Source organism: Streptomyces sp. SID12501 (assembly GCF_010550245.1).
Lineage (GTDB): Bacteria > Actinomycetota > Actinomycetes > Streptomycetales > Streptomycetaceae > Streptomyces.
The window spans coordinates 116477-131467 of sequence record NZ_JAAGLU010000014.1 but is presented as its reverse complement, the minus strand read 5'-3'; the positions used below and the strand labels follow the sequence as shown (position 1 = coordinate 131467).

General features: G+C 70.9%; 12 protein-coding genes and 1 pseudogene. 4 read left to right on the top strand and 9 right to left on the bottom strand.

Annotated features, from left to right (window positions below):
- The first annotated feature begins 46 nt into the window (after window positions 1–46).
- Window positions 47–1372, top strand: a complete 1326-nt coding sequence (locus G3I71_RS18690; RefSeq protein WP_164315935.1) for a DNA-binding protein — start codon at window positions 47–49, stop codon at window positions 1370–1372.
- A gap of 6 nt (window positions 1373–1378) precedes the next feature.
- Here G3I71_RS18690 and G3I71_RS18685 read toward each other — a convergent pair whose 3' ends face one another.
- Entirely contained in the window at window positions 1379–2404 is a 1026-nt protein-coding gene (locus G3I71_RS18685; protein ID WP_164315934.1) for an NAD-dependent epimerase/dehydratase family protein, read from the bottom strand.
- Between the two features lie 201 nt (window positions 2405–2605).
- On the opposite strand from G3I71_RS18685, the gene G3I71_RS18680 reads away from it, so the two are divergent.
- Window positions 2606–3286, top strand: coding sequence for an adenylate kinase (locus tag G3I71_RS18680; RefSeq protein ID WP_164315933.1), 681 nt, complete (start codon window positions 2606–2608; stop codon window positions 3284–3286).
- A gap of 134 nt (window positions 3287–3420) precedes the next feature.
- Here the strand turns inward: G3I71_RS18680 and G3I71_RS18675 are convergent, their stop codons facing one another.
- The 6 genes from G3I71_RS18675 to G3I71_RS18650 all read right to left on the bottom strand — a co-directional run bounded on the left by G3I71_RS18675 (window position 3421) and on the right by G3I71_RS18650 (window position 10572).
- Window positions 3421–5115 (bottom strand): mobilization protein, encoded by a 1695-nt coding sequence (locus G3I71_RS18675; protein ID WP_164315932.1) that lies wholly within the window; start codon window positions 5113–5115, stop codon window positions 3421–3423.
- A 4-nt stretch (window positions 5116–5119) separates the two neighbouring features.
- On the bottom strand, window positions 5120–5578 hold the full coding sequence (gene mobC / locus G3I71_RS18670) for a plasmid mobilization relaxosome protein MobC (RefSeq protein WP_164315931.1): 459 nt from the start codon (window positions 5576–5578) through the stop codon (window positions 5120–5122).
- A 345-nt stretch (window positions 5579–5923) separates the two neighbouring features.
- Entirely contained in the window at window positions 5924–6757 is an 834-nt protein-coding gene (locus G3I71_RS18665; RefSeq protein ID WP_203730703.1) for a DUF2637 domain-containing protein, read from the bottom strand.
- Window positions 6758–7023: 266 nt separating this feature from the next.
- Window positions 7024–8550, bottom strand: a complete 1527-nt coding sequence (locus G3I71_RS18660; RefSeq protein ID WP_343242996.1) for a DnaB-like helicase N-terminal domain-containing protein — start codon at window positions 8548–8550, stop codon at window positions 7024–7026.
- A gap of 141 nt (window positions 8551–8691) precedes the next feature.
- Window positions 8692–8883: a hypothetical protein gene (locus tag G3I71_RS18655; RefSeq protein ID WP_164315929.1), complete on the bottom strand. Its 192-nt coding sequence runs from the start codon at window positions 8881–8883 to the stop codon at window positions 8692–8694.
- 255 nt (window positions 8884–9138) lie between these two features.
- On the bottom strand, window positions 9139–10572 hold the full coding sequence (locus tag G3I71_RS18650; protein WP_164315928.1) for a recombinase family protein: 1434 nt from the start codon (window positions 10570–10572) through the stop codon (window positions 9139–9141).
- 29 nt (window positions 10573–10601) lie between these two features.
- Here G3I71_RS18650 and G3I71_RS18645 point away from each other — a divergent pair.
- Both G3I71_RS18645 and G3I71_RS18640 read left to right on the top strand, forming a co-directional pair.
- Window positions 10602–11291: pseudogene (locus G3I71_RS18645) on the top strand (LLM class flavin-dependent oxidoreductase); the annotation flags it as partial.
- A gap of 78 nt (window positions 11292–11369) precedes the next feature.
- Window positions 11370–12239 carry an HAD hydrolase family protein gene (locus tag G3I71_RS18640; protein ID WP_164315927.1) on the top strand — a complete coding sequence of 290 codons (870 nt, stop codon included), beginning with the start codon at window positions 11370–11372 and terminating at the stop codon, window positions 12237–12239.
- A 25-nt stretch (window positions 12240–12264) separates the two neighbouring features.
- Here the strand turns inward: G3I71_RS18640 and G3I71_RS18635 are convergent, their stop codons facing one another.
- The gene (locus G3I71_RS18635; RefSeq protein WP_164315926.1) at window positions 12265–13332 is read right to left on the bottom strand and encodes a peptidoglycan DD-metalloendopeptidase family protein; all 1068 of its coding nucleotides are present in this window, start codon (window positions 13330–13332) and stop codon (window positions 12265–12267) included.
- A 102-nt stretch (window positions 13333–13434) separates the two neighbouring features.
- Entirely contained in the window at window positions 13435–14949 is a 1515-nt protein-coding gene (locus G3I71_RS18630) for a GAF domain-containing protein (protein ID WP_164315925.1), read from the bottom strand.
- Between the last annotated feature and the right edge of the window lie 42 nt (window positions 14950–14991).

The following is a 14991-nucleotide window of genomic DNA, read 5'->3' as shown; positions in this document are numbered from 1 at the left end:
CCGACGGCGGATGGTCAGTGGTCTTCTTGGCCGAGAGGGGCCGACGATGGATGAACGTCCCAGGACGCTGCTCAAGGCTCTGGTGGCCCAACGCCACTGGCGCTACAGCGACTTCTTGGCCCACTTCACCCGCATCGCCGAGAAGGTCGTCAAGAAGGGCACCGCGAACCCGACGATCTCCGAGGCGCAGTTCCGCCGCTGGACCGCGGGAACCATCCGGACCCTGCCGAGCCCGGACGCCTGCCGGGTGCTGGAGGAGATGTTCGGCGTCAGTGCCGCCGCCCTGTTCCAGGCGCCGCCCTCGCCCGAGTCACCCGCACCCGTATTCAGCCTGAAAGACGAGATCGACATGACCGCACGCGACGCATCCAGCGAGGCCGGCGCCGCCGCCTCCGCGTCCATCTCCGACACCACACTCGACCAGTTGCGAGACGACGTCGCCGAACTCGCCCGCCGCTACCACTCCTTCTCGGCGTTCGAGGTCCTCCAGAACGCGCGCAGGCTGAGGGAGGAAGCCGAACAGCACCGCGACCGTACCCAGGTGCCTGCCCAGCAACAGGACCTGCTGATCATCGCCGGTCAAGCCTGCGCGCTGCTGTCCGCGGCGGCCTTCGACCTCGGTTCCCTCGACGGCGCCACCCGCCTCGCCCGCGCCTCCGCGCTGTACGGCGAGACCGCCCGCTTCACACCGCTACGGGCCTTCGCCGGAGGCGCTCTCGCCTACATCGCCTACTTCTCCGGCCGCCCCGCCGAGGCAGCCCAGATCGCGCAACGCGCGCAGATGCTCACCGGCCTCGGCGATGTCGCGCACCGCCGCCTGGCGGCCATCGAGGCACGCGCGCATGGCCACCGAGGCGACGCCGCCTCCGCCCAGCAGGCCATCGACGTCTCCCATCGGGAGGGACGTGGTGAGACCGACGACCTGCACGACGGCGTGGCCGGCGAATTCGGCTTCCCCGGCGAGCGGTTGGCCATGTCCAACGCCTCGACCTGCCTGCTCCTCGGTGACGGCGAACAGGCCGAGGCCGCAGCCCGCACCGCCCTGGAGCTGGTAACCAGCAAGCCGGAGGCACTGTGCTCCGCACGCGTCGTGGGCGGGGCCGCCGCGGATCTGGCCGCCGCGCGGCTGCTGAGCGGTGATCTCGACGGAGCCGTCGATGCCCTCGAACGCGTCTGGACCGTGCCGGGTGAGCAACGCGCCACCGGCCTGCTGACCCGCACTGCGCGCATCCGCCGGGCCCTGACCGACGAACGCTTCCGCCGAACGCCCCTCGCCGACGAGATCGGCGATCGGCTGGAGCACTTCAGCAGACTCGCCGCCCAGCACCAGCTCGGTGCGGGCGCCGGAGCGGTGGCCGCCCTGGAGGGCTGAGGGAACTCAGGAAGCGGAGGCCAGGGCAGCGAGGATCCTGGCCTCCTTCTCGGGCGCGAGCCCGTGCTCCGCCCGGCGGGGGTGATCCACGGGGCGACCGTCGGCCCGCAGCCACGCCCATGTGTCCGTGATCGTCTCGGTGAGCGGACGGCACCGCAGACCGGCCTCCACCGCACGGCCGGCATCCACCGACCACACCCCTGTGTGGGTACGCCACAGGGGCAGTTCGGTCCACTGCCGCACTCCGTGCTCGGCGAGCAACTCCGGTTCCACCCACACCAGATGGCCGTCCGTCCCGGTGACGGCGAGACACGCGTGCAGGAAGTCCCCGAAGCCCATCCCCTCGGGGTGAGCCACGTTGAAGGCGCCGCCAGCGGTCGCAGCTGCCTGGTCCACGGCGAACGCCGCGACATCGCGCACGTCGACCGGCTGGATGAGCCGGTCGGCCGGAGCCGGCGCCAGCACAGGTCCGCCCCGGCCGGCCCGGTGCAGCCACCACGGCAGCCGACCCACGTACTCACCCGGCCCAAGAATGACCCCGGGCCGCAGAAACACCGCCCGCTCGCCGAACGCCTCACTGACCGCGCGCTCCCCGCCGGCCTTCTGAAACCCGTACTTGGTGGGCGAACCGTCCGAGCCCGTGTAGCCGAAGGACTCGTCCGCGTCGGACGGGCACTCCAGCACCTCGGACGACTCGGTCAGGGTCTGGTGCGGCCAACCCGAATACACCGACACGGTGGAGACGTGCACCCACCGGGACGCCGCATCACGCAGCGCCCGTGCGGCCAGCCGCACGTCACGCGGCGGAAAATCGGAACTCGACGTGTCGATCACGGCATCCCAAGGCCCCTGGGAAGCAAGCCGGTTGAGGTCCGCCACCTCGGTACGGTCGCCATGGACCGCGCGCACCTCGGGCACATCCCGCCCGGACCGGCCACGGTTGAACGTCGTCACGTCCCAACTGCGGCGTAGCGCCTCGTCCACGATGCTCTTGCCCAGGAACCACGTACCGCCCAAGACCAGAATCCTCATGCCCGGAATCCTGCCCTTCCCGAAGACTCAGGAGAAGAGACCCCTGTCGACGGTCTCGTCCCCGCTCTAGCGATGTCTCATGGTGTGGTTATCCCCACCGCCAGGGGGTGACTTACCGGATAGGCAATGACATCGGTGCGCGGCGATCATGTGTCCCGGAGACAGCTTGTTGGCCACGCATGACGAAGGGACACTTCATCGATGCGCATCCTCCTGATCGGGGCGCCCGGAGCTGGCAAGGGCACGCAGGCCGTGCGCCTTGCCGCGCATCTGTCGATCCAGCACATCTCCACCGGTGACCTGTTCCGCGAGCACATCGACCAGGGCACCGAGCTCGGGCAGAACGCCTACACGCACATACGCGCTGGCCTTCTGGCACCGGACGAGGTCACCATCGAGGTGGTCAAAGAGCGCCTTGCCCGTCCAGACACCGAGCGCGGATTCCTGCTGGACGGCTTCCCTCGCAATCTTGCCCAGGCGGATGCGCTGGACGGCATCCTGGCCGACTCGAAGTCGAGGCTGGATGCCGTGCTAGACCTGGAGATTCCTGAGGCCCAGGTGGTCAGGCGGATCGCTGGACGACGGTTGTGCCGTCAGGACCGCGAACACATCTTCCACGTCGACTACAGCCCGCCTGAAGTGGCAGGAGCCTGCGACGTCTGCGGCGGTGAGCTGTACCAGCGCGATGACGACCGCGAGGCAACCGTTCGTAAGCGACTGGAGGTCTATCGCAGCGAGACGGCGCCGGTCATCGACCACTACCAAGCTCAGGGCCTGGTGACCACGATCTCGGCCGAGGGCCAGGTCCAGGAGGTCCTGGACCGCGCGCTGGTCGCGATCGGCGACGGTCAGGTCGATGCATCCGGCACGTCGAGTTGCTGACCCCTCCATTGAGAAGGACCGCCGACGTGGTCATCGAGGCCCGGAGCACCGGGATTCCTGTGAACCTGGTGTGGCCCGTCAGCGCTGCCCGCGCCAACTGATCACCATGGTCGCGGGCAGGGCCACGGTGACGATCAGCGTCGGCGCGGTCGCGCCGCTTCCTGCTGGGGGATGGCCGCCGCGACGGGGGCCGGAGCGGGGTTCGGCTTTGGGCGGCGAGGTGGCGCGGTGACGTATCCGAGGTGGTGCAGCCGCCAGACGAGGACGTCGCTGGCCGAGTCTGCGCTGTCGAGTTCGCGATGGGTGGCAGCTTTGGCAAGCAGGGCGGCCGTGTCGTGGCCGGCGCGTTCGGCCTGGTCGAGGACGGCTGTCAGTCCGTTCCAGCCGGGCTCGGCCTGGAGGCGGTCGGCGAGGTGGGGGAGGGCGGCGTGGACCGTGGCGGTGTGGCGTCGTCGGTTCGGGGCGGGCAGGTGTTCGCCGTGGGTGCGCAGGGTGGCCAGTGGGCCAGCAGCGGTGGCCTGGTAGGCGGTACGCAGGTGGCGGGCGGCGAGCTGGGCGGCCTCGGCCTGCTGGGCGTGGCCACGGGCGGCATGCCAGCGGGCGGCAACGATGACGGCCAGGATCACGACGTCGAGGATCAGGGCGGTGGCGGCGCCGTCCGGGCCTCGGCCGAGGGCCGTGCCGGAGTGGACGATCTGGCCGGCTGCACGGCGCAGGGCGTACATCTCCTGATCCTTGGCGCGGATGTGGGAGCGGCTGGCACGCTCGAAATGCCGTGCGGCTGCTTGCAGTTCGGCGCGGCTGGAGGGGGGTGAGGTCTGGGCGAGAGCGTCGAGGACCTCGCCGACCCCGATCAGCTGGGCTGCCGCTGTGTTGTCGTCCTCGGCCGTCATCGAGGTGAGGGCGGAGTCGGCGGCCTGGACGGCGACGTAGCGGGCGCGGGCTGGTGCCGAGGCGCCGCTCGGGTCCAGGGCCGTGGGCGGCGGGGCCGTGTCCGTGGGGGTGGTGAACCGTTTCCGGATGCGGGGCAGGGACAGGTCGGGGGCGAGGGTGGATCCGGCGAACCAGATGGGCTCCTTGGTCTCGTTGCGGTCGCCGACCATGGCGACCTTGTAGCCGAGCGCATCACCGGAGGGCGCGGTGCGCTTCTTTATGCGTACGCCTTCCGCGGCGAGCCGGTCGAAGAACTCCGCCTCGTCGGCGGCGCCGGCCAGGGCGCGGCGGACGTGCTCGTGCAACAGCTCACGGGAGGCGTCTTCCTGGCCGAGGCGTTCGGCCTTGTGGCGCTCGGCGCTGGTGGGGCGCTTGGCGGCGGTGCCGTCGCCTTCCTTGAGGCGGCGGAGCCCGAACTCCTTCTCGATCTTGCGGCATTCGGCCTGGGCGCGGGTGCCGTCCTTGTGGTGGCGGGGTCGGGTGCGATCGGCGCGGACGAGGGTGGCGACGATGTGGATGTGGTCGGGGGCGTGGCGCACAGCGATCCAGCGGCAGGCTTGGTCGTCGCCGTCGGGGGCGATGCCGGTGGCGTTCAGGATGCGGCGGGCGACGATCGCCCATTCCTCGTCGGACAGGATCCGGTCGCCGGGGGCTGTACGGACGGGGCAGTGCCACACGTGCTTCTTCGGCGCGTTGTCGCCGAGGGCGTCGACCCACAGGTCGAGGTCGGCGGCCAGGTCGCTGAAGGTGGCGTTCGTATCGCGGCCGGGGTCGGGCAGGTGGGGGTCGTAGGCGGCGACGAGGTGTGGGTCGATGTGGGCCTCGATGTCGCTGGTGCGGTAGAGGTAGTGGATGAGTCCGATGGTGCGGGAGCCGCGGGAGACGTCGGGGACCACAGTCTCAGCTCACCAGCTTCCGTGCGGCGGTGCGGATCTCGGTGGCGGCATCCGCGACGGCGTCGGCGGCGCGGGCGATGTGGGGTGCGTCGCCACCGGAGTTGAGGACCTTGGCTATCTGGTTGAGGTTGGTGCCGGCGCGCACCAGCTGGATGCGGGCGGCTTCGAGGACGTCGAGGGCGTCGTCGTGGTCCAGGCGGGGGCGGCCGTGGATTTCGGCGTGGACGGCCTGGGCGATGAAGCGGGCCTTGGAGATGCCCTTGGCGTCGGCGGCCTCCTGAATCTCGGTGGCCTCGGCGGTGCTGGCGCGGAAGGTCTGGCGCTCGGAGCGCTGCTTGGGCTGCCGGGAGCGGCGACGTCCTCCCCGCCTGGCCCTGGCCGACGGCTCCCGCCGTTGTTCGTGGCCGCACTCGGCCACGAACCCCTGACCCGGCGCCTCCTGGTGCCGGGCCTCCTCCGCCACCCCCGGGGCGGAGGCAAGCGCACTGGACCGGCCATGGGACGGTCCAGTGCTACAGCTTGCTCCGTCTGGGGCAGAGGCGGTGGTCGTCTGCTGCTGGGGTGTGGGGAGTTCGTGGTGCTCGTCGGACATTGGGTTCTTCTCCATGGAGTCGTTCGGGATGCGGGTCGTAATCGCGGCCGTGAAGCCGAGGACCGCGAGGGGCGGTCACAGGACCGGGCTTCGGGGCCGGCGTGGTGCAGGTGAAGAGCTGGAGTGCTGAGGCGCGGGCCGGCAGCGACGCTCAGGCGGCTGTGCCTGGCGTTGGCGGAACGTGATTCGCCAACGCCAGGCGTTCTGCCGCAGCTCTCATGTGGCGACGGCGTCCTTGGCGGCGCTCAGTTCCGCCTTGACGATGTCGGCGGCCTTCTGGGCGCCGTCCTTGCTGATCGAGTAGCCCTTGGCCCGGACCGCCCTCTCCAAGGCAGGGCGGGGGACCTGGCCTGTCTCGGCGCCCATGGCGCGGGCCATGGTCAGCAGCTCCTCGTCGGGTACGGTGCGTTTGCGCCGGTCCGTCCTGAGCGCCGTCTTGGCGCTCGGCGTCATGGCGATGGCGGGCTTCGCCTCGGGCATGGGCACCTCGTTCGCCTTGGCGGGAACCCCTGTGTTGGCGTCGTCCGTCTCCTCGTGGCGGATCTGGCGGTCCTGCCTTGGCGTGGCGGATTCGGCGGACGGGGTGGCGAGGGTCGCGTCCGCCATGGCGCCTTCGCCGCCGAGATGGCGGTTCATCACGAGGTAGAGGTGGACGGCGCCGGCAAGGGCGAGTGGAGCGATGCCGGACAGAGCGCCGACAGTCGCGTTGTTGAGGCGTAGGCGGGTCCCTTCGTTGAGGCCGACGGCGTGTACGACGTTGGCCCAGATGCTGGTGAGGGTGGCCGCGCCGACGAGCGCCCACACATACAGGCGGGAGCGCAGCGGGGCCCCGCGCAGGATGAGCAGGGCGACGATGCCGATGGCGATGAAGCCGTCGATCACCAGGGGGAAGAGGTAGGTGAGCAGCCCGCGCACATGGCTGGCGACGGCCATCTGACGCAGCGCGTCGTAGGAGAGCGCGAAGCCGATGGTGGCGAGCAGGACGATGCCGACGCGGATGGTGAGGCTGCCGCGGACGGCGGCCGGGGCTGTCGGTGCAGGGGAAGGCAAGGCAATCGCTCCGGGAACGCAGGGCACTGGGGCTTGAGGAGGAGTGCACTCCCACGCGGACCCCTCTACAAGGAGGGGGCCGCGCGTGAGTAACCGGTGATGTGAGGTGTGTGTGGGTTCGCGTGAGCTTCTGACCTGGTCATTTATCGGCTGGGTAGCCCCGCGTGAGGGGCCGGTGAGTCCGTCGCCGGGACCTGGTCCGTGAGCGCCCGCGTGAGTCGCCGTTCCGGCGCCGGACGCTTCCCCGACACCGGAACCCGCCTCCGTCAGGAGACGACGGCCATGTGTCGTGCCGTGACCCGGTAGCGGACCTGGCGGCTGCCGCCCGGCTCCTGTTCCTTGGTGGCCTGCCCGACCTCGTGGAGGGCCTTCAGCGTGCGCCGGGCCCTCTCCTGCTCCTTGGCGCTCGGGTCCGCCTCTCCGGTCATCAGGGCCGCGAGTTCCCTGCTGGTGAGGCCGCCCGGTGCATCGCGCAGCAGGGTGTACGGGTCGAGGGGGACGTCGACGCGCGAGGTGCCGCGCCGGTGGTCGTGGACGACCGTGAGGGGGCCGATCTCGCCGGTCACCGTCTTGGCGTGGTGGAGCTTGACCGTCGCGTCGCCCGCTCCCCCGCTCAGGAACATGACGCTGCCCGCACCCGCCGTGAACCAGGTGGTGCCGTACACCTTGTCCAGCGTCGGGCGTCCGCCGGGCTTGGCGTCCGCTGCGGACTTGCGCTGGTGGTGCAGTTCCAGCAGTTCGACGCCGGAGCGGAGCAGTTGCTGGCGGGCGCGGTTGTAGGCGCCGACGGCCTCGTCGTCGGTGAGCTTGCCGACGATGTCCTTGACGCTGTCGATGACCACGGTGTCGGCGTCGTGGTGGGCGGCGAGTTCGGCGAGCAGGTTCGGCTCGCGGTCGAGCGTGGCCGGAAGCGGTCCTCCCCAGACGACGAGCCGGTCCCGGAGGGTCTCCTCGTCGATCGGGCGTACCAGGCGTCGCAGGGCACGGGCGATCTGCGGCGGCCGGTCCATGGCGAGGTACAGCACGCGCCTGCCTTCGGTGACGGGCATCCCGAGCACCAGCGCCTGGAAGCCGAGCCGAGCCATGACGAGCTGGTGGGCGATGGTGCTCTTGCCGACCCCCGGCGGGCCGACCACCATCAGGCTCTCGCCGCTCGCCCATCCCGTCTGCTCGGGCGTGCCCCATACCGGCGGGACCTCGGTGCCGAGGCTGTTCACGAAGTCCCAGCCGTCGACGGCGAACCGGCTGAGCCTGCCGCCACCACTCGATCCGCGCCAGTCGGTGCTGTCGAGGGCACTCTGCAGCAGCACGCGTATCTGGGCAGGGTCGGCGCCTTCGGCACCGCTCTGCTGCAGGGTGTGCACCGCCGCCGCCTGAAGGCGGCGCAGCTCCGCCTTCTCCCGCACGATCTCGGCGTAGTAGTCGCAGTTGGCCGGCCCTGGGGTCGCGCCGGCGAGAGTGTGGAGGTAGGGGGATCCGCCGACGCGGGTGAGGGCGCCGACCCGTCCGAGTTCCTCGCCGAGCGCGATGGGATCGGTGGGCGATCCCTCGTCGCGCAGGGAGAGCAGGGTCCGCCAGATGTCGCTGTGCGCGGGTCGGTAGAAGTCGATGGCCTGCAGAATCGGCCGGGCGGCATCGACTGCCGCCGAGCTGTACATGCAGGCGCCGAGCACGGCTTGCTCCGCCTCCAGGTTGTGCGGCGGTACGGACAGACCGGGACCGTCGACCTCGTCGAAGCGGGTGTTGGTCTGAGGGGATGCGTTGCGGGCGGGCGAGAACGTACCCTGGGGCACAGAACTTCCTCACTCGGTGCCATACGGGCTGGCAGGCCCGGCACCGGGACAGATCGTTTATGGGCGGTCGTCTGGGAGTCGTTTCGGCCTTCGGCGCTCCAACGCCGGGGGCCGCTCCCATGTCTGCGGCGGCTGCTGCGTCTACGCGGCCTTCGCGTACGTCGTGGTCGTCATCAGGTCGGCCAGCCGCGCCGCACTGTGCGGGCTGATCGTCGTCCTGAATCCAGCGCAGACGCGCTCCAGGGCCTGGGCGCGGGCCGCTTCCTGGGCCTCTCGGCGGCCGGACGGTCGTACGGAGACCGCGGTGTCCTGGCGCTCCGACGGCAGTGGCATGGGCAGGTCCTTGCTGACGGTGCGGGGCTGGCAGGCCCCGCACCGCCGGTCGTTCGATGGGCGGTCGGTCGTGCGCTCGGTCCCGAGGTGCTCCAACACCTGGGGCCGTGCGTGTCGCCTACGAAGGACTGGCAGGTCCTCCGCGGTTGAGCTCAAGTTTCCGGAGATTCGCCGGTTGGGTTAACCGGCGATCCGTGGTTATAATCCGCGGCCCTCTTGACCGGCACAGAGCTCAGGGACCGTGACCTTCATTGCCTACAGCGGGTTCTGCTCGATGGCGATCCGGTCCCAGTCGAAGACCCCGCTGGGTTTGGCGGACGCGTCGATGACCACCCCGGAGAACAGGAACCGCAGCACCGCGTTGCGCCGCTCGTCGGTCATCTCCTCGGCGTGCCAGGCGGCTTTCGCTCCAGGGCCCGTCAGCCCGTCCAGCAGCTTCATCGGCCGTACGACCAGACGGCGCTGGGCCTTGGCGATGCGGTCGGTGATCTCCTTGCGCATCTTGCGGTACTCCGCCGTCGAGATCTCCTTCGCAGTCCACATCTCGTTCAGCTCGACGAGCTGCCTCTGATCGGCCGCGACGGACTCCGTCGCGGCGTCCGGCAGCGAGGTCGAGGCGAGTTTCCCGGAAACCGTGAGCTTGCCGAGCAGGTCGATGGCGGCCTCCGTGACGAATTTCTCCAGTTTCACCGCGACGATGCGCCGCACGCACTTCTTGTCGCCGTTGCGGCTCTTGCGCGTACACAGGTAGGACGGCACCGCGCCGACCTTCGTGCCGGACATGAGCGTGCCGCAGCGCGAGCACATGACCAGTCCACGCAGGAGATAGAAGCGGCGCAGCTCCAGGTTGGTCTGGTGGATCGCGGAGCGGTACTCGCGCCGGGCGCGGGTCTCCTCCCAGGTGCCCCGGTCGATGATCGCGGGCCACTTGCCCGGCCCGACCTCTTCACCCTGGTGCATACGGATGCCGGCGACGTGCCGGGAGTCGAGGAGCGCGCGGACCGTGCCCTGTGACCATTCCTTGCCGTACACGGTCTTGATGCCGCGCTTGTGGAAGAGGAGGGCGATCGCGCTCGGGCTCTGGCCCTTGAGGTACCGGTCGAAGAGCTCTCGGACGATCTCGGCCTCGTCCTCCTTGATCGTCACGCCGTCCGTCTCGTACCCGAAGCGGCGCTTACCCGAGTGCGGCAGACCGTTCTCGGCGCGTTCCTTCAGCGCCGACTTGAGCCGCCGGGAGGTGTCGTCGGACGACCGGCAGGCATGGGCTACCTCGATGCGCAGGATGAACCGGTCGTCGGGGTCCGACAGGTCCCGCCGGTTCGCCTCGCCGTGCAGCGTGATCCGGTGCTCGTCGGAGACCTGGAGCAGTTCCTCCAGGTCCCTCGGCTGCCGCATCAGCCGGTCCGGGTGGTACGCGATGACGTGGCGGAACTCGTGCCGCTGGGCGCGTTCGAGAAGCTGGTCCCAGCCCGGCCGCTTGCGGCCCCGGCTCCACGCCGACCTGCTGTTGTCCACGAAGACGTGGGCGGGGTCGATGGTGAGTCCCCGGCGCTCGGCGATCTCCCTGCAGATACGTTCCTGCCGATCGACGCCGGTCTGGTCGTCGTCGTCCGCCTGGGATATCCGGCAGTAGAGAGCCGCAGGCTCACCTGGGGTTATGGTCGGCTCGTGGGGCCTGGGTCGTCGCATGGGACCGATGGTATGAGCATGCAGTGGGCTCGCCGAACTTCCGGCACCCGGTGACGCTGGCCAAGGAGCTGATCTCCCTCGACGACGTGTCGAACGGCCGGATCACCCTCGGTATCGGCGCGGGCGGCACCGGCTTCGACGCCACGGCGCTGGGCCAGGACCCGTGGACACCCCGGGAGCGTGCCGACCGGTTCGGCGAGTTCGTGGCGCTTCTCGACAAGCTGCTGACCGAGGACGGCAAGGACGGCGTCTCGTATCAGGGCGACTACTACTCGGCCCACGAGGTGCGCAACATCCCGGGCTGTGTGCAGCGCCCCCGGCTGCCCTTCGCGGTGGCCGCCACCGGGCCGCGCGGGCTGAAGCTCGCGGCGCGGTACGGGCAGGCGTGGGTGACGACCGGTGACCCCCGGCTGTTCGAGAGCGGCACGCCCGAGCAGTCGGTCCAGGCCCTGCGCGGGCAGACCGAGAAGCTGGCCGACGCCTGCGCCGCGATCGGCCGGGACGTGAGCGGGCTCGACAGGATCCTGCTCACCGGGTTCACCCCGGACCGGGGGCGTCCGCTGGAGTCCGTGGACGCGTTCGTCGACTTCGCGGGCCGGCACCAGGAGCTGGGCTTCACCGAGATCGTGATCCACTGGCCGATCCCCGACTCCGACTTCGCGGCCGACGAGCGGGTCTTCGAGCGCATCGCCACGGAGGCGCCGGCGCAACTGCGCTGACCCGGCGCCGGTCAGGGCGGCCACTCACCTGGGCGGACCGCCGCACGGGCGTGCGCGGACGTACGCGAGAATGGGCGGGTGACCTCAGCGACCAGAGAGCCCGAGACCCCCGCCGCCGCCCTCCCGATCCGGCTGATCGCCACCGACCTCGACGGCACGCTGCTGCGCGACGACAAGTCGGTGTCCCCGCGCACGATCGCCGCCCTGGCCGCCGCCGAGGCCGCGGGCGTCGAGGTCTTCTTCGTCACGGGCCGCCCGGCCCGCTGGATGGACATCGTCAGCGAGCATGTCCACGGTCACGGTCTGGCGATCGTCGGCAACGGCGCCGCCGTGGTCGACCTGCACGGCGGCCCCGGCGCCCACCGCTTCGTGAAGGTGCGGGAGCTGGCCAGGGACAACGCGCTGGACGCCGTACAGCTGCTGCGCGAGGCCGCGCCGGGGACCGTGTACGCCGTGGAGCAGACCTACGGCTTCCATCAGGAGCCGGGGTATCCGAAGCTGCACATGGAGGTGCCGGACAATCTGGCGCCCGCCGAGAAGCTGCTGGCCCCGGGCGGGCCGAGCGACGGTGAGCCCGTGCTCAAGATCCTCGCCTTCCATCACACGATGGACCCCGACGCGTTCCTCACCACCGCCCGGCTCGCGATCGGCGACCGTGCCAACGTGACCCGCTCCAGCCCCAGCGCCCTGCTGGAGATCAGCGGCCCCGAGGTCTCCAAGGCGAGCACCCTGGCGCTGTGCTGCGCCGAGCGGGGCATCTCGTCCGAGGAGGTCGTCGCCTTCGGGGACATGCCGAACGACGTCGAGATGCTCACCTGGGCCGGCCGGTCGTACGCCATGGGCAACGCGCATCCCGACGTCGTCGCGGCGGCCTCGGGGCACACGGCGCCCAACAACGAGGACGGAGTGGCCGTCGTGATCGAGCGGCTGCTCGCGGAACGCCTCTGAGGAAGCCGCCCTACGGGGACCGCGCCTACAACTGCACCCCCCGCGCCACCAGCCACGCCGCCGGGTCCACCCCCGATCCCAGTTCCGGTGTGACACGTACCTCGAAGTGCAGATGCGGGCCGGTCGAGTTGCCGGTCGTGCCGGTCTGGCCGATCCACTGGCCCGGAGTGACCCGCTGTCCCTGGTCGACGGTGACGGCGGCGAGGTGCGCGTACTGCGTGTAGTAGCCCCCGGGGTGCTCGATCACGATCTCGATGCCGAAGGCGCCTCCGCACGACACCGACACCACCGTGCCCGCACCGACCGCCCGCACCGGAGTGCCGATCGGTACCGCGAAGTCCTGCCCGGTGTGCCCGTTCGCCCACCGGTCGCCGCCGCTGCCGAAACTCGCGGACAGCTCGTACGTCTCCACGGGCGTGACGTACTCCGGCATGGTTCCGGGATCCGGCTGGTCGAGCCGGACGGCTCCCCGGCAGGAGCCCGCCGCGACCGAGGAGTCGGCCCGGCCCTGGAGCGTCCAGCGAGCCTCTTCGAGCTTCGCCTCGATGGACCGCTTCAGCTCGGCGAGTTCACTGTTCCGCCGCTCCAGCTTCTGCCACTGCGCCGCCGCCTTCGCCTCGTCGGCGGCGAGCCGGGCCTCCGCACGCCGGCTCTTGTCGATCGCGTTGTTGACGGCGAGATCGGCCTGCCACACGGCTCGCTGACCGCGCATCAGCTCCTCGGGGCTGTCCGCGAGCAGCATCTGCGCGGTGAGCGGCAGGCCGCCTCCGCTGCGGTACTGGCCGCGTGCGATCCGGCCCAGGTCCTCGTGCAGGACGGCGATGTCGCGCCGTTCGCGGGCGAGGAGTCCCTCGTACCGCCGGGCCCTGGCCCCCTCCACCGCGGACTCGCGCCGTCCGGCCTCGTACTGCTGCGTCACCACGGCGGCATCCGCGTACAGCCGGGTCACCTGGGTGCTGAGACCCGAGTCCGTACCGGAGTCGGATCCGGGGTCCGTGTCCTCGCCCGAGGCGGCCGTGGGCCGGGCGACCAGGACCGCGAGCGCGCACAGCAGTGCCGGAACGAGCAGCGGATGACGGCGATGTGAGCCCATGTCAGCGATCGTGTACCGCAAACCGGTCCGGTGGCCTGTTCAAGTCGTACGCCCGGGGGACGCCTTGCCACGAACGGCCCAGCAACGGGGTACACGGCAGCCTCAGTACGGCGCCTGCCACACGACCGTCGTTCCGCCGCCGTCCGGGCCGCTGCCGGGTCCGTGGCGGCTGTCGCCGCCCAGCGACTCGGCGCGCCGTTTCAGGTTCCTGAGGCCGCTGCGCCGACCGCCCTCGGGAATGCCGACACCGTCGTCGGCGACGGTCAGCCGTACGCCCGGCCGACCGTCCGGCAGGGTCACGTCCGCGTCGACCACGACATCGATCCGGGACGCCCCGGCATGCCGGAAGGCGTTGGACAGCCCCTCACGGAGGGCGGCGACGAGGTTCTTGCCGGTCAGCTCGCCGACGGTGGTGTCGACCGGACCGACCACGCGGAGGGAGGGCTTGAATCCGAGTGCCACGGCGGCCATGTGGATCTCCCGTCGCACCCGTGTAGACAGCTCGGACGGCACTTCGCCGGGGTCGTCCTGGAGCGCGAAGATCGCGGTACGGATCTCCTGGATGGTGACGTCCAGTTCGTCGACGGCCCTGCCGACGCCGTCCCGCACCTCGGGCGCGACCGGTCCGCGCTGGGCGCTCTCCAGCATCATCCCGGTGGCGAACAGCCGTTGGATGACGAGATCGTGCAGGTCACGGGCGATCCGGTCACGGTCCTCGTACACCGCGAGCCGTTCCCGGTCGCGCTGTGCCTCGGCCATCATCAGCGCGAGCGCGGCCTGCGCGGCGAACTGGACGGCGAGCGAGCGCTCCGTCTCCGTGAACGCGCGCTCTCCCCGCGCGCGGGGCATGGCGAGGCTGCCGACGACGCGGCCGTCGCTCTGCAGGGGCAGCAGCATGGTGGGCCCGTAGTCCCGGTTGAGGCCGTTACCCATGGCAAGCCGGGGGTCGGTGGCCGCGTCCGTGACGAACACCGGCCGGCCGTCGAGGAGTTCGGCGACGACCTCGCTCTCCGGCGGGATGATCACCCCGAGCGCGTCGGAGGGGCGTTCAGCGTCCACGGCGACGATCTCCAGGCCGCCCTCGTCGGCGGGCAGCAGCACGATCCCGGCCGCGGCCCCGGAGAGCCGGCGGGCCTGCTCGGCGACGATCCGGAGGGAGTCGCCGATGTCGCCTCCCGAGAGGAGCGCGGTGGTCACGGCCACGGACCCGTCGATCCAGCGCTCGCGCTGTCTGGCGGCCTCGTACAGGCGGGCGTTGCCGATGGCGATGCCCGCCTCGGCGGCCAGCACACGGACCAGGGTCAGGTCGTGCCCGGTGAACGGGCCGCCGCCACGCTTGTCGCCCAGGTACAGATTCCCGAAGACCTCGCCGTGCACCCGGATCGGCTCGACCCACCGGACGGTCTCCTCGTCGACGCCGTGGTGCACGAAGTCGGCGAAGCCGATGCCGTCCTCGGCGAGGACCCCGATGGCCACGCGCCCGGCGTCCACCAGTGCGGTCGCCGTCGCACAGATCCGCTCCAGCGTGGCATGCGGCCCGAGCCCGCTCCCGACGGCCCGCATCGCCTCCAGCAACTGCGGCACGCACGGCTCGGGACGAAGCGACGGGTCGGACATCCCCCGAGCGTAATTACTCCCGTTTGTCACCGAAAGTCGAGC